Genomic DNA, 19,877 nt, shown 5'->3' with positions numbered 1-19,877 from the left:
AATTAACTTGCTCTGCACCATTTTACTGGGTCGACAGCGCTTCCCTTATGCCGTATTTCAAAGTATAGACCAGAACTTGATTGTCCGCCGCTTTGTCCAACTAAAGCAATTGGTTCTTGGCTCGTTACTAGGTCACCAACATCTTTTAGCAGTGTTTGCGCATGGCCGTATAAGCTCATAAAACCTCTACCATGATCAATGACAATGACCCAGCCAAATCCATTTAACCAATCAGCAAAAACAACTTGGCCTTGATTGATACTTTTAATTGCTTGTCCATTTGGAGATTGAATGACGATCCCTTTCCAGCTCATACCGGCATGTTTTCGTTGGCCAAAGCGGTGTTTAATTCGGCCCTTACTAGGGAGTGTGAGTGTTCCCTTGTATTGGGCAAGACCATTGAGAACCACCTCTTCTGGGACTGTTACTTTAGCTAAATTTTCTAATGCGCTTAGTAAAGTTTGTTCATTTTCTTTTAAATAAGAAATGGCTTCTTGCGTTTCATTTAAGGTTGCATCTAGTGTCGTTAAGTTCTTTTTTCGTTGAAGCTGCATTTTTGCGAGCGCACTTTTGCGTTCAGTTTGTTGAGTGAGCAAATGTGCTAGTTGATTTTTTTTTCGAGCGAGACGATTTTGATTTTCAGCCAGTTGTGCAACGACGCTTTTCAAAGTATCTAATTGTGTTATACGTGCTTTATTAAAATAATCATAATAACTTAAAGTACGCTCAAATGTGGCGCTAAGCTCTTGATTTAATAGCATCTTGGAGTAATCGTGAGTACCCGTCATGTAAGCGCTTTTTAGCTGCGCAGCCAGTAAACTTTGTAATTTTCGCTTTTTATTATTAAGACGCTTAGACTCGTTTAAAAGTGCATATTGCTGTTGTTGGTTTTCATTGATACCACGCTGAGTTAACGATAAAGCTTTCGCATTTTTGGCAATATCGAGTTCTTGTGCTTGCAATTTTTGTTGTAAAACTGAAATTGCTTTTCTTTGTTGTTGATAGTTTTTTTGGTTTTTTTTAAGCTCTTTTTGTACTTCGGTTAAGTCTTGCTTTGTACGAGATTCATTGGCCGTAACATACGTTGCGGCCAGTAAACATAAAAACAAAACACACCTGAGAAAGGAGGAGTGCATACTTATTTTATCGTCATAATTGGAGTACCGGTCATTTCAGCTGGCTGTTCCATACCAATTAAGTGCAATATGGTCGGTGCAACGTCGCTGAGCGCTTTGCCTGCATGAGGCTGCGCATCACGACCAACGTAAATAAAAGGTACAGGTTCACTGGTGTGGGCTGTATGAGCTTGACCTGTTGCTGGGTTAGCCATTTGCTCTGCGTTACCATGATCTGCTGTAATGAGCGCTTCACCGCCGACTTCTTTGAGTGCAGAGACGACACGACCGATGCATGTATCGACAGCTTCACAGGCTTTTACTGCGGCGTCAAATACCCCAGAATGTCCAACCATATCACCATTTGGGTAATTACAGATGATCACATCATGCTCACCGCTATGAACGGCTTCAACTAAGGTATCGGTCAGTAGTTCAGAGTTCATTTCAGGCTGCAAATCATACGTTGCGACTTGAGGGGAAGGAATAAGAGCTCGTTTTTCGCCGTCGAAAAGGTCTTCACGTCCACCACTGAAAAAGAAGGTAACGTGTGCATATTTTTCCGTCTCAGAAATTCTAAGTTGAGTTTTATTATGTTTGGCGAGCCATTCTCCGAGTACGTTATGGAGTGCTTCAGGTGCAAATGCAACTGGCGCATCGATATCTGCGGCGTACTCAGTCATCATAACAAAGGCGCTTAACTTTGGAGAGCGCTTTTTAGCAAAACCAGTAAATTCTTTATCAACAAAAGCACGGGTCATTTGACGCGCTCTATCGGCTCTAAAATTCATAAATATAACGGTATCGCCATCGTTAATTGTGGCAGCGGAGGCATCTTGCGGCTGGATAATTGAAGCCGTGACAAATTCATCATTCTCATCACGTTCATAGGCTGCATTCAGTGCTTCAATACCTGAGCTATAGTGGTTAGGTGCTTGTGCACAAACCATTAAATCAAACGCCGTCTCAACACGTTCCCAACGGTTATCTCTATCCATCGCATAGTAGCGGCCTACCACTGAGGCTAATCGACCACATTGCAATGCTTCGAAGGTAGTTTCAATGCGTTTGATAGATGCTTCGGCACTACGGGGTGGCGTATCTCGGCCATCTAGAAATGCATGAAAATAAACTTGCTTTGCGCCACGTGCGGCAGCCAATTCAATAGCGGCAACAATATGGTCTTCATGACTATGAACACCGCCAGGGCTCAGAAGGCCCATTAGGTGAACTGCTTTATTGGCTGCAACAGCCTTGTCAATATTGGAGACAAGTATTGGATTATGTGCGAACTCACCATCATCAATGGCTTTAGTTATACGGGTAAAGTCTTGATAAACGATGCGCCCAGCACCTAAATTCACATGGCCAACTTCGGAGTTGCCCATTTGCCCATCAGGTAAACCCACATCTAAACCAGAACCTGAAATGAGTGTATGAGGTTGGGTTTGCCATAACTCATCTAATACTGGGGTATTAGCGGCTAAAATTGCATTACTTTCTGTTTCTTCTCTGTAACCCCAACCATCTAAAATCATTAAAACAAGTGGTTTTTTCTGTGCAGTCATTTGAGCTCCTGAAATATGGCACGATGTCTAGCTCTAGCATACCTTGTTTTGTATCAATGTTCAGCCCGTGAACGATGATTTATGCTCACGTTGGAGTGGTTCAAATGATAAATCAAGCGGTGAAGCATAAGGAGGCATGATGATTTGTTTAATGGTGGACTAATAAAGGGCTATACCCAAGTGATCGCAAAATGTATACTTCGGGGTTATTAAAAATCATACATAATCGCTGCGTTTTGCTGCGAGATTAAAGTTGGAAGGTTCATGGAACAATATATTGAATTTGTTGGCAATCATGCTGTATTGAGTATTATTTGGTTGGCGATAGTCGCAATGATAGTGAGCAGCTTTATAAAAAGTAAGTTTTCTGCAATTAGACAAATTAACCCTCAGCAATTGACGTTGTTGGTTAACCGAGAAGAAGGTCAGGTTGTTGATATCAGAGCGATAAAAGAGTTTAATGCAGGACAAATAGCCGGCGCCAAACATTTAAGCGCTGAAAAAGCAAAACAAAGTGAATTTGTTGGCCTTGAAAAACTAAAAAGCAAACCCATTATATTGGTATGTACCACAGGTATGACTGCTTCTGGCATCGCAAATACCATGCATAAAGCTGGATTTGAGCAGGTTTACGTATTAAATGGTGGTATGGGAGCTTGGCAAAATGCAGGCTTACCGACTACGTCAGGAAAATAAAGAGAGAATTCAATGAGCCAGGTTGTTATATACAGTAAAGATTACTGCCCATTTTGTCATCGTGCCAAAGCATTGTTTGATGCAAAAGGTGTCACATATACAGAGTATGATATTGGTGTTCAACCTGAGCTACGTGATGAAATGATTGATAAAGCGAACGGGGCATATACTGTACCGCAAATTTTTATCAATGATAAGCATATTGGTGGTTGTGACGACCTTATGGCCACAGAAGCCCAAGGTAAACTCGATACCTTGCTAACAGCATAATTATACAAACAAAAAATTTAATTTAGGAACACTCATGACTGAACAAAATCAAAACGCAGCGGCAGAGCAACAAGAAGGCGCACAATTTAACATTCAACGTATCTTTACTAAAGATGTCTCGTTTGAAACGCCTAACTCTCCAGCTATCTTCCAAAAAGAGTGGACACCTGAAGTTAAACTAGACATGGACACGCGTTCAAATAAGCTTGACGAGAATGTATATGAAGTTGTTCTTGCATTGACTGTGACTGCAACAATAGGTGAGGAAACGGCATTTTTATGTGAAATTCAACAAGCAGGGATCTTCTCTATTGCTGAATTGGAAGAGCTACAAATGGCGCATATGCTAGGTGCTTATTGCCCTAATATTTTGTTCCCATATGCGCGTGAAGCAGTAGCAGGCCTTGTTAACCGTGGTACTTTCCCACAGTTAAACCTAGCACCAGTTAACTTTGATGCATTGTTTTCTCAGTACATGCAACAACGAGCTGCGCAAGCAGAGCAAACTGCTGACGCATAATTGATGACATCAGCACATACAGCTGTAACTGTTTTAGGGGCGGGGTCTTATGGCACCGCCCTTGCTATTTGTTTTGCCCGAAATGGTCATAAAGTGACGTTATGGGGTAGAAACAAGCAAGACGTTGAGACGCTAGCAGCTGAGCGCAAGAACCAACGTTACTTACCGGACATTATCTTCCCTGATTCTCTGACTTTAGAAGCAAACTTACAGAAAGCCGTACAAGCCAGTGAACTCGTTTTAGTGGTTGTTCCAAGCCATGCTTTCGGACAAACCTTAGAGCAAGTTCGAAATGATTTATTACCCAATGCCAGAGTTGCTTGGGCAACTAAAGGGCTAGAGCCAGAAACGGGTCGATTGCTACAAGATGTGGCGACACAAAAACTCGGGAATACTATTCCACTGGCAGTACTGTCAGGGCCCACGTTCGCTAAAGAAATGGCCGCAGGGTTAGTTACAGCAATTTCCGTTTCTGCTACGCATAATGAATTTGCAGCAGAGCTGGCAAAATTACTTCATTGTGGGCGCTCATTTAGAGTGTATAACAATGATGATTTTATTGGGATCCAATTGGGAGGTGCTGTTAAAAATGTGATTGCGATTGGTGCTGGTATGTCTGATGGGTTTGGTTTTGGTGCAAATGCACGAACGGCTTTGATAACTCGAGGCTTGGCTGAGTTATGTCGGTTAGGGTGTGCATTGGGTGCTCGTTCAGAGACTTTTATGGGGATGGCTGGGCTTGGGGATTTAATTCTCACATGTACAGATAACCAATCAAGAAATCGCCGTTTTGGACTTGCATTAGGCAAAGGTCTTGCTGTGCAAGAGGCCATGGATAGTATAGGGCAAGTTGTTGAAGGGTTTAGAAATACCAAAGAGGTTTACCTTTTAGCAAAACGCTCAGGCATCGAAATGCCGATCACTGAACAAATTTATCAAGTCCTTTATCAACAAAAAGATGTTAAAGAAGCTGCGGTGGCATTGCTTAGCAGAGAACAAAAAGCGGAGTAACTTCTCCGCTTTTTGTACATGCCCACTTATTGTATCAGATGGTGCTACTACTTCGCGTTAACGAAGTCTAATTGTCGCCAAGACTCATAAACAAACACTGCGACGGCATTGGATAAATTCATGCTGCGGCTATCCGGGCGCATTGGAATTCGCAAGCGTTGCTCTTCTGGTAATGAAAAAATAATATCATCAGGTAAGCCTCGGGTTTCAGGGCCGAATAACAGGCAGTCACCGGCTTGATAATCTGGCTGATGATGGTATTTAGTGCCCTTGGTGGTGCAAGCGAATACACGTGTTGGCTGTTGTTTTTCCATATATTCAGCAAATGAGGCGTGACGTTGCACATTGCTAAATTCATGATAATCTAATCCCGCACGCTTCACGCGTTTATCGTCCCAATCGAACCCTAACGGTTCTATTAAATGTAGTGCGTAGCCCGTATTCGCACATAAACGAATGATATTGCCTGTATTAGGCGGGATCTCTGGTTGATATAGTACAATATCTAACATAGTAACCTCGAATAATGTAATAACGTTAGTATATCGAAAAGTTACCAGTGCGATAACTATTTTAAAAGTGATGTCATGTGCCGTTAATTTGCATGTGCTAGGTTATGTACAGTAGTATCGCCAAGTTAGTAACGGTGGAGGGTGTTGTGAAGCACAGTTATGATGTTTTAGTCCGATTTTCTAGTATATTTACCATGATTATGGTGAGCCTAATGATTGCTACTAAGTGTTGGGCTTGGCTGTCATCTGGCAGCGCCGCGATGTTGGGCTCATTGACAGATTCTATGTTGGACATTAGCGCGTCCATGATGAGTTTCTTAGTGTTGAGTTATGCGCTAAGACCGGCGGATGATGACCATCGCTTTGGGCATGGTAAAGCTGAAGCTTTGGCAGGGCTTGGACAAGCTGCATTTATTGCTGGCTCAGCCTGCTTATTGGTTTTTCATGGTATTGAGCGTATCTTTAACCCAGTTGAATTAGGCCATTCGCTACTCGGTGTTTGGGTGAGTCTATTTGCGATAGTGTGTACATTACTTGTGGTATTTGTACAGCATCAAGTATTGAAACGGACTCAATCAATTGCGGTTAAAGCGGATGCTTTGCATTATAAAGGCGATATATTACTGAATGTTGCAGTCCTGATAGCTATTCTTTTATCCTACTATGGTGTTATATATGCAGACCCGCTTTTTGCTATAGGGGTGGCTGGTTACTTACTCTATAACTGTTGGGATATTGCTAAAGAAAGTGCAGACCATTTGATGGATAAAGAATTGCCAGATGATGAAAAGAGTGAAATCGTCTTGTTGGCATCCAGTCATGAGGATGTTTTTGGGATTCATGAACTGCGGACTCGACAAAGTGGCAAAGTGAAATTTATACAGCTGCATTTAGAATTAGATGATAATTTACCTTTGATAAGGGCTCACCATGTTGCAGATGAAGTGGTTCAAAGTATTGAAGCGGCATTTGAGGGAGACGTTGATGTACTTATCCATCAAGACCCGGTGTCTTTAGCTGTAAATGCCAACGCGTCATAAAATTCATACATATCCGTCAGGACTGCGTGTCTAATATCATCTGTTTCACATAGCAGCTCATGACGCGCCTCGACATATTGGCTCAGTGTTACATTGTCATGTCGAGTAGCCATACTGAACTGCGCTTGGTTGTTTACTATCATGTCATTGTTTGCACTGGCAATGTGTATTGGTGTGGTGGTTGATAAAGTGTTAGCTTTTGCAACATATTTGAATACTTGCGCTAACCAGTTAAAACTGACGCCACCTAAGCGTAGCTCTGGCTCATTATGATATAAAGTTCTGAACCGTTGATAACGGGTTGCGCATTGGGTTAATTTGTTTTCCCAAAACTCAGGCGGTGCATAGTCTTTTTGTCCAAATGCATAATGTTTGGAAAACCCGAATATACAGCCCAGATGAGCGATAAACTTTGCGAGTGCATAGGGCACCTCGTGTGTCTGGATATCAAACATAGGAGCGCTGAAGAAAGCGCCTGAAATACTATTCTCATAGTGGCATAAGTACTCGTAACTAATAGCAGCGCCCATTGAATGGGCCAAAATGAAGGTTTCTCCTACGGCATTAGGCTCAACAATATTTTTTATAAAATAATGGAGGTCCTCAGAATAATCGCTGAAGCGACGCACATGTCCAATATGAGAGTTTGCCAGTGTGCGGGTTGATAAACCTTGACCAATATGATCATAGCTAAACACCGCAATATTATTTTTTGCCAGCTCCCACAGGAGCTCTTGGTACTTCCAAACTGACTCAATACGGCCATTTACCAAAACCAGACTATACTTTGCTGCTCTTGGTATATGGTAGGCGTAGAATAACGTTCCCTGTGGAGTTGAAAAGTAGCCTTGCTGGCAGTTTTGCCAGTGTTGCTCAATAGCAACTTGATGTTTAGCAAGTTCAGTACTGTGGCTATAAAAGTTCATAGTGGTAATCGTATCTCTGCAGCGAGCCCTGTAGGCGTGTTATGTTTAAGTATAAGTTTACCATTATGAGCGCAAACTGCCCGTTTAGTGATTGCAAGCCCTAAACCAATTCCCCCTGAACTTCGATTTCGAGAATCTGACACTCGATAAAATGGTTGGCATAAACGGATTAACGCCTCATCCGTGACTCCAAAGCCATCATCATGAACAAAAATGCTGAGAGAGTCAGCGGTTTGCGAAAAAGACACCGAGATATGATTTTGTGCGTATTTAATTGCATTTCGAATGACATTTTCAATCGCACTATTTAATAGAGACCCGTCACAAATAAGGGTAACAGAGGGGATTGGTTGACTGTTAAATATACGGTCTTTTTGCTCTGCTTCAAAGTGTGCATCATTGAGGAGGTTACTCATCAATGCATCTAAACTGACTTCCTCCAATTGTAATGTTTGTTGATTTTGTTCTAAGCGAGAGAGTGTTAGGACGTCAGAAAGCATTTGGTCTAAACACTTTGCTTCTTTCTCAATACGTATTAGGTACCCATTTTGTGTGGTTCCTTGAGTGTCTTGTGCCATGGCATTTGCAAGGGTAAGGCGCGTTAATGGCGAGCGCAATTCATGAGACACATCGGCAAGCAATTGTTTATGGGCATGAACACTGCTTGATAAGCGTTCAGCCATAAAGTTGAAGTCGTGCATTAGCGAAGCAATTTCATCATGGCGTTTGGCTGGAACGGTGACTCTAGCCGATAATTTTCCTTGCGCGAGTTTTTTCGCAGCTTTACCAAGTTCCGTCAAAGGAGCCACTAATCGACGACTAAATAAAATACTCAGCACGATAGAAGGTAAGAGTATAGCCAGCCCCTTTAACCAAAATGGCAGCATTTTTATTCGCGTAAGAAAAGCGGGTGCTTTCAAAGCTTTAATTTGAAATAACTGATATTCTTCACTGTTTAAAGTGACAGGAAGCGGCCCGTAAGCATAGTATTTGTCGGTGACAATGAAGAGGGGCTCTGTTGGAGATTCAAAAAAAAGCAAGGACAAATCCAGTTGTTGCTTGTTTGGTCGAGAACTCACACTCTCTTCTATTTTCTTATGCGATAAATATAACCATTTATGTTCACTGAGGCGTGGGTGCTTAAGTGCTTTTGCGATGGGTTTGTGTTTAATATTAACGAACCGCTCTAAATTGTGCTGAATATGTATCAATGAGCCTAACATTTTACCCCGTAATTTTTTTGACTCTAATTGCTCTGGGTGTAATTGACTGAGTAATAGCAGCATTAAAAATATGCCTAATATCGTTAACCAAAATCCAAAAAAAGCTTGGTAAACTAAAGAGCCAGGCTTACTTAGAGTACAATTAAGAGGGCGATATTTATTCAGCCAAGAAAACATAGCCACTTCCTCGGATTGTTTGAATACATTGAATATCACTATACTTGGCTATTTTCTTTCTTAAATTACTTACATGCATATCAATAGAGCGATCAAATGGGGCTAGTCTTCTACCCAGTACATGCTGACTTAAGGCATCTTTATTGACCACGTCGCCAATGTTAGACATTAACTTTTGTAAGATCGAAAACTCAGTGCCAGTTAAGACCAGTAGATGATTATTTACCGCGGCTTTGCGGGCTGCGATATTGAGTGTGACGTGGGAGGAGGATAGTAATTGATCATGTTGTTCAGTTTGTTTTACAAATTCGATTCGGCGGCTGATTGCATGGATGCGGGCTAGTAATTCCCGATGATTAAATGGCTTGGGAAGATAATCATCAGCACCTAACTCTAAACCGAAAATACGGTCAAAATCGTCGCCTTTTGCTGTGAGCATTATAATAGGCGTTAGGTGGCTAAGACGAATTTTCTTGAGTACTTCAAATCCATCTAAGTGTGGAAGCATCACATCGAGCAAGATAACATCATAGTTATTACTGGTCGCTTGTCTTAGTCCAGATAAACCATCAAATGCTTGTTCAACGTCACAGCCTTGAGATGTTAAATACTCACTCAATAAATCACTGAGCGCTCGATCATCTTCGATTAATAATAATTTACTCATGCGGTTCACAATTATGGGCGTTTTATTTAGTTTACCTCTATGAATATTAAATTGCAGATCTTTACACAGCCTTTACATTGCTTTGCGTTGCTTTTCATTAGGCAGCGTACACTCAAGGTGTTGTCTAATTTTACAGTGGAAAGGTAATAAATATGAATATTAAAAGTGGCTTAACATCAATTGTATTGTGTTCCGGAGTGTTGTTCGCATCGCTGACATATGCCGGTTCAGCTCATCACAGTGGAAAACATTTTTTACTTACAAAACATGCAGCAATGAAGTTGGCTCTTACGGACGAGCAGCAAAATAGAATTAGTGAAATATTAACCGAAAAGCGCAGCCTAGTTAAGCAGGCAAAGGCAGCCCGAGCTGATAATAAAGGTACATTTAAAGCAATAGTGGAAGCTGATAATTTCGATGAGCAACAAGCTAAAGAGACGATTGCAAAAATGCAGACTGTGAAAGCGCAAGTCTTATTAGCAAAATTGAAAAGCAAACAGCAAATTTGGCAACTGTTAGATGCTCAGCAACGAGAAAAGCTCTCAAATATTCAGCGCAAAAAAATGAAGCGACATCAACAAAAAGAAATGTAGTGCAACAATACACCTTCGAACAAGCGCTTTATCTAAAGCGCTTTTTATGTAACCTCATGTTTAGGTTGGGATTTTGGAGTGGAAAATGTTTTGCAAACAAACTTACGTACAATCCAATGATGATATTTTGTTCAATTTCAAGGCGCTTTTATGCAGTAACAGCGGGCTATTACAAATGAAAGTAACGCCGAGAGTGAGAAAAATTATTGGGCAAATTCGCTTATCCAAAGCTGAGGTTATGTAGTAAATAAATGTCTCAGTATGTATCACTGCAATAAACCCCATCATCGATGAGCCCTTTTTACTTAAGCTGCGCGTGAATGTAATGGATAATAACCAAGTGAAAATGGTTATCATTGTTATTTTTATCGTTGTTGTATTTTGGTGTTTTGGGTATAATTCAAACTGTTTCCATTAAGAGTACTTACAATTATCAATAATGACTTGGAGTAAGGCGTGATTTTAAGCTTATTTGTTATCTTGGTCATAACGTCAGTTATTTTGCTCTATTGCAGTAATAAGCATCAATATTTACTTATAAAACCATTACCAACTCATTATAAGGGGCTCAGCTTGTGCTGTAGTATGGCTGCCTTGTATGTGGTGAACTTACAATTGAGTGGTGTTGCAGCAGCGATGACTTGGCTGGTGGTGACGATGTTATGTCTGATAATACTACCCAGTACCATTTTTTTTGTGAAGGTAAAGAATGAAGGATAGGCAAAAAGGAAAAATTCAGCCTCAGTGGTTATGGAAAACTCTGATTTCTTTGGTTTTAGGTTTAACGCTGAGTTTTGGTTTAGTTGGCTTATTCGCATGGTTTGGACCAGATAGCTTAAACAGTGAATTATCTGGCGAGCGTCTACTTTGGAAGACACAAATACATATGTGGATGGTCCCTCCAATATGGATGATTATTGTAACTGTTGGATATTTGTTTAAAACAGCCAAAGAAGCAGCAATGAGCTTACTTATTGGCAATGTATGTGTATTTGGTTGCTTGATATTCTTCAAGGATTTATTATGAAAATCCGTCCCGATATCATCAAAACATATCAAGTTTTACACACTTGGACAGGGATTTGTGCCGGATTGTTGTTGTTTATTGGTTTTTTTGCCGGTTCATTAACCATGTTTAGAGGTGCAATTGATCAATGGGCAACACCGCCAAGCTATCAGTTACCACAAGTGCACAGCAGTCAATATGATATTCTAATCCAAAAAGTATTGACGGATTACCCCAAAGCTGCCGGTTCAATTAGCTTACATTTTTCAGAAGCCCATTCACCGATAACTTGGTATGAGTCAGGCAATGGTCGAGGGATATCTTTAGGCGATCAAGTTTACCATGCAACGCTTGATGAACAGGGGGAATTGGTTGCAGAATTGCGCCATGTCAATGAATTGTCAATGCTTGTTGATTACTTGCACCGAACCGCTGGTATAGTGGGTGAAATAGGGCATGATCAAGCCGGTGTATATGTTTTAGGTGTTGCCTCTTTTTTATATTTTATTGCGTTAATCTCCGGAGTAATCTTTTTATTACCCACACTAACAAAGAGTTTTTTTGCGCTGCGTAATAACAAATCAAAAGCGCGGTTTTGGTTAGATACTCATAACTTAATTGGTGTTAGCAGTTTACCATTTCATATCATTATCTCCTTCACAGTATTTGTATTTGCTTTTCATGATTTGATTTATGGAGGAGTCGCTCAAATTTATGGTGATAAGCCTTTATTTAAGAGCAAAGCGAGATCTGAAGCTGTATATAAAGTTGAGAATTTACCAAAGTTAGTCGAGTTACAGGACGTCATCAATAAATATGCGCCGGAGTATGTAATTACGCAAATTGATTTTAGTGGTTTATCTGAATCAGGTCCTAATGCCGCAATTAAAATAAAAAGTACAGAGAAACTGATGCGAGGCCCAGTTACCGATTTTCTGTATATGCAACCTTATACATTTGAGATCTCAACGAGCAGCGTACGTGGAGGAGATCAAGGTGTATGGAGTGATCTCGTCTCTAGTTTCTTCGGTTTACACTTCGGAAGCTTTGGTGGTGACTTCGGCCGTTGGGTTTATTTCTTTATGGGGCTATTAGGGGCGGTATTATTCTACTCTGGAAACTTATTATGGCTAGAAAAGCGCAGAAATAAACAGGTACCAGAGCAAGCGAAATCAAGTAATGTACTGGCAAGCCTAACCGTTGGTATTAGTATTGGGTGTATCGCTGGTATCGCGAGTTCATTTGCCGCAACAAAGTGGATCGGGCTATTCAATGTCAATATAAACATTGTTTATCTGTATCTGTATTATTGCGTGTTTTTTGTAATTCTTGCAATGAGCTTTATGTCTGGCGCTGCTCGTACTGCGATTGCTGGTATGCGTTTTATAGCCGTGCTCTGTTTTAGTATTCCACTCACTTCTATTTTAGCGACTATATTTCCGATTGATCCTATTTGGGCGGCATATAATGTCACAACCATCAGCGTTGAAGTCGCAGCCTGTGTTTTTGGTTCTGCTTTTGTCATCATGAGTCAAAAGGTAATGAAACGCGCGTATAGCAGTGAGGCCAATAGTGTTTGGCATATATCAAAAGGTAAGTCAGCGATAGCAAGGTTATCAAAAACGCCCATTAACGAATTGTAAGGGTAGGTATATCTACTTACCCTAAGCACTGAATGTAAAACAAAAAATGAGACTATTTTAAAGATATATTAAATGGAAGCTTATGGAATGCTCATTTGAAAAAATCATCATTTTTTGCAAGCATGGCTTCCATATCTTCAATCAAATCTTGAGCTGCCTGAGGGTCTAGCTCAGCATCGCTTTGAATTGTTGTGGAGATCTTATTATTTTCGAAAGACCATTCGCCTAAATCAATAAGTTGGCAACGCTTGCAACAAAAGGGGCGATATTGACTTTGCTCAGACCAAACAACATCTGTTGCACAGGTTGGGCAATTTACTACTGTGGGCATATAATTAACCTCGTCGTTAACTCAGCCCACAGTGTAATAAACAACGAGTCTAGAAGCTAGTCACTCGGTTTATTTCTAACAGTGATGTAACTCCTGAGGCTGCTTTTTTGAGGCCTGATTTGCGTAAATTAGCAAACCCTAACTGCTCAGCCATTTGTGCAATTTTAATCGAGTTACCTCCCTCCATTATCACCTGTGCTATCTCGGGGGTAATTTTAACTACTTCATAGATACCTACACGTCCTTTATATCCATCAGTACAATGTTCACAGCCCTGCGGTGAGAATAGGGTGATATCTTGTATTTGCTCCGAGGTAAATCCTTGTTTAAGCAGTTCCTCTTCAGGCAGTGTCTCAGCTTGTTTACACTTAGGGCATAAACGACGAGCAAGACGCTGTGCAATAATTAAGCTTATCGAGCTGGCTACATTATAGGCAGGTACGCCCATATTGAGTAATCGTGTTAATGTCTCTGGGGCAGAATTGGTATGCAGAGTACTTAAAACCAAGTGCCCAGTTTGAGCCGCTTTAATCGAGATCTCAGCAGTTTCTAAGTCTCGTATTTCGCCAACCATAACGACATCGGGATCTTGTCGTAAGAATGCCTTTAATGCGTTGGCAAAAGTCATATCTGCACGAGGGTTAATTTGTACTTGGTTAATCCCCTCAAGATTGATCTCAACAGGATCCTCCGCGGTACTGATGTTACGCTGTGGTTTGTTGAGAATATTTAAACCTGTATACAGAGAAACTGTTTTACCAGAACCAGTCGGTCCTGTGACTAATATCATACCTTGAGGTTGCTCAAGCGCATCCATAAATAGGGCTTTTTGTTCAGCTTCATATCCTAAAACATCAATGCCTAGCATGGCACTTGATGAATCGAGTATACGCATTACAATTTTTTCACCCCATAATGTAGGTAGGGTGCTGACACGAAAGTCGATACTTTTACGTTCTGATATTTTTAACTTAATACGGCCATCTTGGGGTTTTCGTTTTTCAGCGATATCTAAGCGAGCCATGACTTTGATTCGAGCTGATAAGCGCGTGGATAAGCTTGTTGGTGGACTCGCCATTTCATGCAATAAGCCATCAATGCGAAAACGCACTCGATATTTATGTTCATAAGGCTCAAAGTGCAAATCGGACGCCCCTTTTTTAATAGCATCCATGAGTATTTTATTAATATATACAATGATTGGGGCATCATCTTTATCACCCTCATCATTTTGCTGCTGTGCGCTTTGCGTGTCTTCAACATCTAAGTCTGCGAACTCTTTGTATTCTTCATCGCTGAGTGAGAGACCACCTGTGGAGTCGAAAAGTAGGTCAATTTTTTGTTCGAGTTGTTTGTAGTCAACGACAACGGCTTCGCATTGTAGACCCGTGCTAAATTCGAAGTTCTCAAATGCCCCATAATCGGTAGGGTCTGATGTCGCTATATAGAGTTTTCTCCCCTTTTTAACTAAAGGAAGTAAGTGGTGTTGCTTAATGAGTTTTTCTTTAACTAATTCAGTTGGTAACTGTTCAACATCAAAATCGGTTAAATCAAATAAAGGAACTCGAAATAAGTCAAGGCATTGTTCTGCTAACTCTTTACCATTCATACCTGTGCACAAACAGATTAACTCCGCGGTTGATTGTGCTTCTGCTTGTTTTAGCTTGAGCTGCTCCGGTGTGACTTTACCCAACGTAATAAATTTACGTAGTAGTGGTGAGTGATGCTCCATAATGCCTCTAATGCTTACCTATACTGAACTCAGTTTAGCAAAAATATCAATAACTAAACTCTTTCTATGGTTAAATATCTTAAATTAGCGTGCCGCTTTGTCGCACTAATTTAGGTTAATTGCGCTTTGATTATCAATTCTTGATGTAGTGTATTTAGGTTATCGTACATTTTCTCTAATGAACCATTGTTGTCTAAAATTGTGTCTGCTTTTTGCCGTTTCTCGTGCCGAGACATTTGTGAAGCAATAATACGTTTAACATGTTCATTCTCAACATTATCTCTTTGAGAAGTTCTTGTTATTTGGGTTTCTTCGCTGACATCAACCAGCAATGTATGATTACACAATTGCTCGAGTTTGTTTTCGAACAGTAAAGGTGCAGCCAAGACAACATAGGTCGATTTGGCTTGCGCCAGCTGTGTGAGTGTGGCCTGGCGAATGATGGGGTGCAGTAAATCGTTTAGCCAACTTTTATGGTCATCATTGGTGAAGATAATGTGGCGTAACTTGGCTCTGTTTAAACTGCCGTCATCTTGTAAAATGTCTTTACCAAATTTATCTACAATTGTATTTAGCCCAAAGGTACTGGGTGCAACGACTTCGCGTGCAATGATATCGGCGTCGACGATACAAATGCCTTTTTCAGCCAGCGCATCACTGACAGCTGTTTTGCCCGCACCAATTCCTCCTGTGAGGCCTAAAACCCAATTTGCCATAGCGTATTAATACCCAATTAAATTGAAATACCAACTTTGTATTTGTTGCCCATATAAGAGCATAAGCCAACCGGCTATTGCTAGATAAGGACCGAATGGTATAGGCGTGCTTTTATCTTTCCCCTGTATTGCAAGCTGAGCACTTCCTATGATTGCACCAACAAGACTAGACAACAATACAATGGTTAAAATTGCTTGCCAACCAAGCAAGGCGCCGAAAATAGCGAGTAATTTGAAGTCGCCAAACCCCATACCTTCTTTACCTGTGAGTAACTTAAATAGCCAGTACACACTCCATAAACTGAGATAGCCTACTACAGCGCCAATAATTGCCTGTGCAGGTAAAATCGTTAAATCAAAAATACTGGCTAATAATGCGAGCCATAATAATGGTAATGTAATTTGATCTGGTAATAGCATATGGTCGATATCAATAAATATCAGTGCCACTAACGCCCATGTAACGACTAAATACAGCATCATTGTTTGAGTCGGGCCAAAAGAATAGGCAACGAGCAAAGAAGCTAAAGTGGTGCCCATTTCAATTAATGGATATCTTACAGAAATACTGGCGTTACATTCGAAGCATCGGCCTTTTAATAATAGCCAACTAAGGACTGGAATATTGTGCCGCGCTTTGATCGCACTGTTACAGTTTGGGCAGCTAGAGTGAGGGGTAGCAAGATTAAATGTAGCATTATCATTTGTCGGGTTGTCGCTCGCAAGTTCATCAGCAAGTAAAACACGGCACTCGCTCTGCCATGACTTATTCAACATAATGGGAATACGGTAGATGACAACGTTTAAAAAACTGCCAATACAAAGGCTAACGAGGCCTATAGTGAGAAGGAAAAACCATGGTTGAGTTTGTAGTACCTGTATTACTTCTTGCATTTTTATACTTATTAGAATGAGTTGTGAACGCTAGAAAATGTGTGTTCTAGCGCTTCGAGTTAAATGACAGAGCCTAATTGGAAAATAGGTAGATACATTGCAATAATTAGCCCACCGACCAAAACACCCAAAACAGCCATTATTAGCGGTTCAAGTAAACTGGATAGTCCGTCTACGAGATCATCAACTTCTTGTTCATATATATTAGCGACTTTTGCAAGCATACTATCTAGTGCGCCAGACTCTTCACCGATGGAAACCATCTGTATGACCATGTCAGGGAACACTTTTGAGTTTCGCATGGCCCAGTTCATTTGGTTACCAGAACTAACTTCGGCTTTAATGTCTAAAATGGCATCTCGGTAAATAACGTTACCAGACGCTCCAGCTGCTGAATCTAATGCATCAACTAAAGGGACACCTGCAGCAAAAGTGGTTGATAGTGTTCTTGCATAACGTGCTACTGCTGCTTTTTGTAAAATCATGCCAACAACCGGGAGCTTGAGCATTATTCGGTCGTTTAAGTTACGAGTGGCTTTAGAGCGAAGGAGCGCTTCTTTATAGCTATATCCGCCACCTGCAATAATAATTAACGCTACCCACCAGTACTTCTGTAAAAACTCAGAGATATGAATAACCATTTTTGTGAATGCGGGAAGTTCAGCACCAAAGCCATTAAAAATGTCTTGAAATTGAGGGACAACAAAAATCAGGAGAATTGAAGTAACAATAATAGCAACCATCACCACGGCAATAGGATAAAAAAGCGCTTTTTTAATCTTTGACTTGAGTGCTTCCGCTTTTTCTTTATACAGTGCAACACGATCAAATATTTGGTCAAGAGAACCAGACTGCTCACCAGAGGCGACTAGGTCACAATATAGATCATCAAAGTATCGAGGGTAAGCCCGTAATGATTTTGAAAACGGTTGGCCTGCTTTAACTTCATCTGCAATGCTGCGTATGAGTTTACTTAAGGATTTATTTTTAACGCCCGATGAGATCATTTCTAAAGATTGGATTAAGGGAACACCGGCTAAAAGCATGGTTGCGATTTGACGTGTTGTCACAGAGATATCTTTGGCTGTGATTTTTTGTTTGCTGTTAAAACCAAATAGCGCTTTGGGTTTTCTTTTAACTTTGGATGGTGTTATTCCTTGTTTGCGCAGTTGTGCCTTGACCAGCGCAATACTGGTTCCTACCATTTCTCCTTCTAGGCGTTTGCCTCGAACGCTTACCCCTACCCAAAGAAAAACATCAGTATCATTTTCTTTTGCCACAATAGCCCAACTTTAACTTGAAAAAGCAAGGACGAGCCTTGCTTTTTAATATTGATAGTTACCTTAAAGCTTAAGGTGTCGCACCCTTACAGTTTTGAGGCGCTAAGTCTTCATTACCCGTACCTAGGTTATTAGTACAAGTCCATCTGAAAGTATTACCTGAAGTATCTGGTGTAAAAGTAAATACTTTACCAGCGATAGCTGATGCCACGCCGCTTGCATTCATTGTTACGACTAATACGCCACTTGCATTAGCTGCTAATGCACCGTAAGTCCCTGTTGCTGCAAGTTCGCTAAGAGCAGGTACAGTTGATGCCGTTGGGTATGAACCATTGATCTGGTGATATTCAGCGATGGCTGTTTTGGCAGAGCCAGCAAGCGCTACAGATTCAGCTGCTTGAGATTTTGCGATATAGTCCTGATATTGAGGTAATGCAACCGCGGCTAAAATACCAATGATTGCTACTACAATCATTAATTCAATAAGGGTAAAACCACCCTGGTGTTGTTTAGTCATGATGTGTCTCCTAAAGGATGTATATCTAACTTCAATTACAAAGTTAGGTGATTATTAAAATTATTGCAATAGCTGTCAGTCTCACGAAAGCTCATCGGCTTTGTGCTATTTTGACCTATATTCCTTTATTAACTCTGTTGCTTTTGTTAACAAAGTCTAGAATATTGAATCAATTTATCCAAATGAACCTATGATATTTATCAATGATTTATTTAGGTTTCCTAGTTTAACTCTGTTATCACCGCAACACATTGTATCTATATTATCGGTCATTGCTGGCTAATACTTTAATAACAATTACTGATAGTAACAAGAAAAATTAATGATATTTTAGCCTGTAACTAAGCGGTAAGCTGAAACTAACCATACTTTATCATCAATTTAACCATTATTGATAAATTTTTTGTTACATTCTGGTTCTTTGTTCGTATTAAAGTTTTTTTTCACTTACCTGTCAATTGATTAGGTGGCTATTTTTGACTTGATCACCCTCTTATTGATCTCGATTAAGTATCGAAACGCATGGAAAGGTCGATACTTTGTAAGTTTTTTGTAAGTGCACCGCTAGAAATAAAGTCCACGCCAGCTTGCGCATAAGTAGTAAGGGTCTCGATTGTCATATTACCAGAGACTTCTAATTTGGCTTTCCCTTGAGTGAGTGCTACAGCATTTTGAATATCAGGCACGCTGAAATTATCAAGCATAATAATATCTGCACCTGCTTCCAGCGCTTGCTTTAACTCATCTAAGTTTTCGACCTCAACTTCTACCGCTTTGTCTGCATGATTCGCTTTGGCTTGAGCGACAGCTGCATTTATCCCACCACATGCAGCGATGTGGTTTTCTTTTATTAAAAAAGCGTCAAATAAACCTATTCTATGGTTTTTACCACCGCCACAGGTGACCGCATATTTTTGCAATGCACGTAGGCCTGGGATTGTTTTTCGCGTATCAAGTAGTTGTGTATTACTGCCTGCAAGTGCTGCAACGTACTGTGCGGTTGTGGTTGCTGTCCCACTGAGTGACTGGACAAAGTTTAAAGCGGTACGCTCAGCAGTTAATATTGCGCGGGCCGACCCTTTAGCTGTAAATAATTTAGTATTTGCAGTCACTTTCTCACCATCTTTGACTAATACATTCACAACAACACTCGGGTCAACCTGTTTGAATACTTCTAAAATTAAGTCTGCGCCACAAAATATGCAATCCTCACGCGTAATAACAAAAGCATTTGCTTGTTGTGTTTCAGGGATCAATTGTGCGGTAATATCACCATCACTGGCTGTTTGAAAATTTAAGTCTTCATTTAATGCTTGGGTCACCAATGAAGTAATGAGTTCAGATGTGATGAGTTGGCTTTGCATAGTACCGTCACTTATATGTTTATATTTAAGAGAATTCAGTAAATTTTACTGCGTAGCGGACTATTACACAATCAAG

Annotated in this window: 21 protein-coding genes; 8 read left to right on the top strand and 13 right to left on the bottom strand. The window is 40.6% G+C overall.

What is annotated here, in order from left to right:
- Positions 1-2 precede the first annotated feature (2 nt).
- Together PAUR_RS15315 and gpmM are read right to left on the bottom strand one after the other, a co-directional pair.
- Positions 3-1,136 carry a murein hydrolase activator EnvC family protein gene (locus tag PAUR_RS15315; RefSeq protein WP_192508634.1) on the bottom strand — a complete coding sequence of 378 codons (1,134 nt, stop codon included), beginning with the start codon at positions 1,134-1,136 and terminating at the stop codon, positions 3-5.
- 2 nt (positions 1,137-1,138) lie between these two features.
- Positions 1,139-2,683: a 2,3-bisphosphoglycerate-independent phosphoglycerate mutase gene (gene gpmM, locus PAUR_RS15310; RefSeq protein WP_192508633.1), complete on the bottom strand. Its 1,545-nt coding sequence runs from the start codon at positions 2,681-2,683 to the stop codon at positions 1,139-1,141.
- Positions 2,684-2,947: 264 nt separating this feature from the next.
- Between gpmM and PAUR_RS15305 the strand changes: the two genes are divergently transcribed.
- Genes PAUR_RS15305 through gpsA form a run of 4 tightly spaced genes read left to right on the top strand, consistent with a single transcriptional unit; the run spans position 2,948 to position 5,180 of the window.
- A complete protein-coding gene (locus PAUR_RS15305; RefSeq protein WP_192508632.1) occupies positions 2,948-3,379 on the top strand; it encodes a rhodanese-like domain-containing protein in 432 nt (143 codons plus the stop codon).
- A 12-nt stretch (positions 3,380-3,391) separates the two neighbouring features.
- On the top strand, positions 3,392-3,649 hold the full coding sequence (grxC, locus tag PAUR_RS15300) for a glutaredoxin 3 (protein WP_010362429.1): 258 nt from the start codon (positions 3,392-3,394) through the stop codon (positions 3,647-3,649).
- A gap of 34 nt (positions 3,650-3,683) precedes the next feature.
- Complete coding sequence (secB, locus tag PAUR_RS15295; protein ID WP_119861134.1) at positions 3,684-4,169, top strand: protein-export chaperone SecB; 486 nt, start codon at positions 3,684-3,686, stop codon at positions 4,167-4,169.
- Between the two features lie 3 nt (positions 4,170-4,172).
- Complete coding sequence (gpsA, locus tag PAUR_RS15290) at positions 4,173-5,180, top strand: NAD(P)H-dependent glycerol-3-phosphate dehydrogenase (protein ID WP_192508631.1); 1,008 nt, start codon at positions 4,173-4,175, stop codon at positions 5,178-5,180.
- A 47-nt stretch (positions 5,181-5,227) separates the two neighbouring features.
- Here gpsA and trmL read toward each other — a convergent pair whose 3' ends face one another.
- The gene (gene trmL, locus PAUR_RS15285) at positions 5,228-5,692 is read right to left on the bottom strand and encodes a tRNA (uridine(34)/cytosine(34)/5-carboxymethylaminomethyluridine(34)-2'-O)-methyltransferase TrmL (protein ID WP_192508630.1); all 465 of its coding nucleotides are present in this window, start codon (positions 5,690-5,692) and stop codon (positions 5,228-5,230) included.
- A gap of 194 nt (positions 5,693-5,886) precedes the next feature.
- Between trmL and PAUR_RS15280 the strand changes: the two genes are divergently transcribed.
- Positions 5,887-6,732, top strand: coding sequence for a cation diffusion facilitator family transporter (locus PAUR_RS15280; RefSeq protein ID WP_192508963.1), 846 nt, complete (start codon positions 5,887-5,889; stop codon positions 6,730-6,732).
- On the opposite strand, the gene PAUR_RS15275 is transcribed toward PAUR_RS15280, so the two are convergent.
- From PAUR_RS15275 to PAUR_RS15265, 3 genes are read right to left on the bottom strand one after another with little or no spacing between them, the layout of a single operon-like run.
- Positions 6,690-7,658 (bottom strand): alpha/beta fold hydrolase, encoded by a 969-nt coding sequence (locus PAUR_RS15275; protein WP_192508629.1) that lies wholly within the window; start codon positions 7,656-7,658, stop codon positions 6,690-6,692. The genes PAUR_RS15280 and PAUR_RS15275 overlap by 43 nt on opposite strands.
- Positions 7,655-9,058 (bottom strand): ATP-binding protein, encoded by a 1,404-nt coding sequence (locus PAUR_RS15270; protein ID WP_192508628.1) that lies wholly within the window; start codon positions 9,056-9,058, stop codon positions 7,655-7,657. Before PAUR_RS15270 ends, PAUR_RS15275 begins: the two co-directional genes overlap by 4 nt.
- Positions 9,039-9,725 carry a response regulator gene (locus PAUR_RS15265; RefSeq protein ID WP_192508627.1) on the bottom strand — a complete coding sequence of 229 codons (687 nt, stop codon included), beginning with the start codon at positions 9,723-9,725 and terminating at the stop codon, positions 9,039-9,041. Before PAUR_RS15265 ends, PAUR_RS15270 begins: the two co-directional genes overlap by 20 nt.
- Positions 9,726-9,877: 152 nt before the next feature.
- Between PAUR_RS15265 and PAUR_RS15260 the strand changes: the two genes are divergently transcribed.
- The 3 genes from PAUR_RS15260 to PAUR_RS15250 all read left to right on the top strand — a co-directional run bounded on the left by PAUR_RS15260 (position 9,878) and on the right by PAUR_RS15250 (position 12,967).
- Positions 9,878-10,318 (top strand): Spy/CpxP family protein refolding chaperone, encoded by a 441-nt coding sequence (locus tag PAUR_RS15260; RefSeq protein ID WP_192508626.1) that lies wholly within the window; start codon positions 9,878-9,880, stop codon positions 10,316-10,318.
- Positions 10,319-11,027: 709 nt separating this feature from the next.
- Positions 11,028-11,345, top strand: a complete 318-nt coding sequence (locus tag PAUR_RS15255) for a hypothetical protein (RefSeq protein WP_192508625.1) — start codon at positions 11,028-11,030, stop codon at positions 11,343-11,345.
- Positions 11,342-12,967, top strand: a complete 1,626-nt coding sequence (locus PAUR_RS15250) for a PepSY-associated TM helix domain-containing protein (RefSeq protein ID WP_192508624.1) — start codon at positions 11,342-11,344, stop codon at positions 12,965-12,967. The genes PAUR_RS15255 and PAUR_RS15250 overlap by 4 nt, the downstream gene beginning before the upstream one ends.
- Positions 12,968-13,058: 91 nt before the next feature.
- On the opposite strand, the gene yacG is transcribed toward PAUR_RS15250, so the two are convergent.
- The 7 genes from yacG to nadC form a co-directional block, all read right to left on the bottom strand.
- Positions 13,059-13,298 (bottom strand): DNA gyrase inhibitor YacG, encoded by a 240-nt coding sequence (gene yacG / locus PAUR_RS15245; protein ID WP_192508623.1) that lies wholly within the window; start codon positions 13,296-13,298, stop codon positions 13,059-13,061.
- A 49-nt stretch (positions 13,299-13,347) separates the two neighbouring features.
- A complete protein-coding gene (gene pilB / locus PAUR_RS15240; protein WP_192508622.1) occupies positions 13,348-15,030 on the bottom strand; it encodes a type IV-A pilus assembly ATPase PilB in 1,683 nt (560 codons plus the stop codon).
- Positions 15,031-15,140: 110 nt separating this feature from the next.
- A complete protein-coding gene (coaE, locus tag PAUR_RS15235) occupies positions 15,141-15,746 on the bottom strand; it encodes a dephospho-CoA kinase (RefSeq protein WP_192508621.1) in 606 nt (201 codons plus the stop codon).
- Between the two features lie 6 nt (positions 15,747-15,752).
- Positions 15,753-16,640: a prepilin peptidase gene (locus tag PAUR_RS15230; RefSeq protein WP_192508620.1), complete on the bottom strand. Its 888-nt coding sequence runs from the start codon at positions 16,638-16,640 to the stop codon at positions 15,753-15,755.
- 59 nt (positions 16,641-16,699) lie between these two features.
- Complete coding sequence (locus PAUR_RS15225; protein WP_404821701.1) at positions 16,700-17,920, bottom strand: type II secretion system F family protein; 1,221 nt, start codon at positions 17,918-17,920, stop codon at positions 16,700-16,702.
- 70 nt (positions 17,921-17,990) lie between these two features.
- Positions 17,991-18,437, bottom strand: coding sequence for a pilin (locus PAUR_RS23810; RefSeq protein WP_192508619.1), 447 nt, complete (start codon positions 18,435-18,437; stop codon positions 17,991-17,993).
- Positions 18,438-18,943: 506 nt separating this feature from the next.
- Positions 18,944-19,801 (bottom strand): carboxylating nicotinate-nucleotide diphosphorylase, encoded by an 858-nt coding sequence (gene nadC / locus PAUR_RS15215; RefSeq protein ID WP_192508618.1) that lies wholly within the window; start codon positions 19,799-19,801, stop codon positions 18,944-18,946.
- Between the last annotated feature and the right edge of the window lie 76 nt (positions 19,802-19,877).

Origin of the sequence: Pseudoalteromonas aurantia 208 (assembly GCF_014858725.1) — a bacterium.
Lineage (GTDB): Bacteria > Pseudomonadota > Gammaproteobacteria > Enterobacterales > Alteromonadaceae > Pseudoalteromonas > Pseudoalteromonas aurantia.
Note: the sequence above shows the minus strand (reverse complement) of the source record. Positions and strands in the feature narration are given on the sequence as shown.

Excerpts from the sequence above, each read along its gene's own strand:
- gpmM (WP_192508633.1), bottom strand. The coding sequence starts at position 2,683 with ATGACTGCACAGAAAAAACCACTTGTTTTAATGATTTTAGATGGTTGG.
- PAUR_RS15270 (WP_192508628.1), bottom strand. The coding sequence starts at position 9,058 with ATGTTTTCTTGGCTGAATAAATATCGCCCTCTTAATTGTACTCTAAGT.
- nadC (WP_192508618.1), bottom strand. The coding sequence starts at position 19,801 with ATGCAAAGCCAACTCATCACATCTGAACTCATTACTTCATTGGTGACC.
- coaE (WP_192508621.1), bottom strand. The coding sequence starts at position 15,746 with ATGGCAAATTGGGTTTTAGGCCTCACAGGAGGAATTGGTGCGGGCAAA.
- PAUR_RS15275 (WP_192508629.1), bottom strand. The coding sequence starts at position 7,658 with ATGAACTTTTATAGCCACAGTACTGAACTTGCTAAACATCAAGTTGCT.
- PAUR_RS15315 (WP_192508634.1), bottom strand. The coding sequence starts at position 1,136 with ATGCACTCCTCCTTTCTCAGGTGTGTTTTGTTTTTATGTTTACTGGCC.
- yacG (WP_192508623.1), bottom strand. The coding sequence starts at position 13,298 with ATGCCCACAGTAGTAAATTGCCCAACCTGTGCAACAGATGTTGTTTGG.
- grxC (WP_010362429.1), top strand. The coding sequence starts at position 3,392 with ATGAGCCAGGTTGTTATATACAGTAAAGATTACTGCCCATTTTGTCAT.
- PAUR_RS15280 (WP_192508963.1), top strand. The coding sequence starts at position 5,887 with ATGATTATGGTGAGCCTAATGATTGCTACTAAGTGTTGGGCTTGGCTG.
- PAUR_RS15305 (WP_192508632.1), top strand. The coding sequence starts at position 2,948 with ATGGAACAATATATTGAATTTGTTGGCAATCATGCTGTATTGAGTATT.
- pilB (WP_192508622.1), bottom strand. The coding sequence starts at position 15,030 with ATGGAGCATCACTCACCACTACTACGTAAATTTATTACGTTGGGTAAA.
- secB (WP_119861134.1), top strand. The coding sequence starts at position 3,684 with ATGACTGAACAAAATCAAAACGCAGCGGCAGAGCAACAAGAAGGCGCA.
- PAUR_RS15260 (WP_192508626.1), top strand. The coding sequence starts at position 9,878 with ATGAATATTAAAAGTGGCTTAACATCAATTGTATTGTGTTCCGGAGTG.
- PAUR_RS15255 (WP_192508625.1), top strand. The coding sequence starts at position 11,028 with ATGAAGGATAGGCAAAAAGGAAAAATTCAGCCTCAGTGGTTATGGAAA.
- PAUR_RS23810 (WP_192508619.1), bottom strand. The coding sequence starts at position 18,437 with ATGACTAAACAACACCAGGGTGGTTTTACCCTTATTGAATTAATGATT.
- PAUR_RS15230 (WP_192508620.1), bottom strand. The coding sequence starts at position 16,640 with ATGCAAGAAGTAATACAGGTACTACAAACTCAACCATGGTTTTTCCTT.
- trmL (WP_192508630.1), bottom strand. The coding sequence starts at position 5,692 with ATGTTAGATATTGTACTATATCAACCAGAGATCCCGCCTAATACAGGC.
- PAUR_RS15250 (WP_192508624.1), top strand. The coding sequence starts at position 11,342 with ATGAAAATCCGTCCCGATATCATCAAAACATATCAAGTTTTACACACT.
- PAUR_RS15265 (WP_192508627.1), bottom strand. The coding sequence starts at position 9,725 with ATGAGTAAATTATTATTAATCGAAGATGATCGAGCGCTCAGTGATTTA.
- gpsA (WP_192508631.1), top strand. The coding sequence starts at position 4,173 with ATGACATCAGCACATACAGCTGTAACTGTTTTAGGGGCGGGGTCTTAT.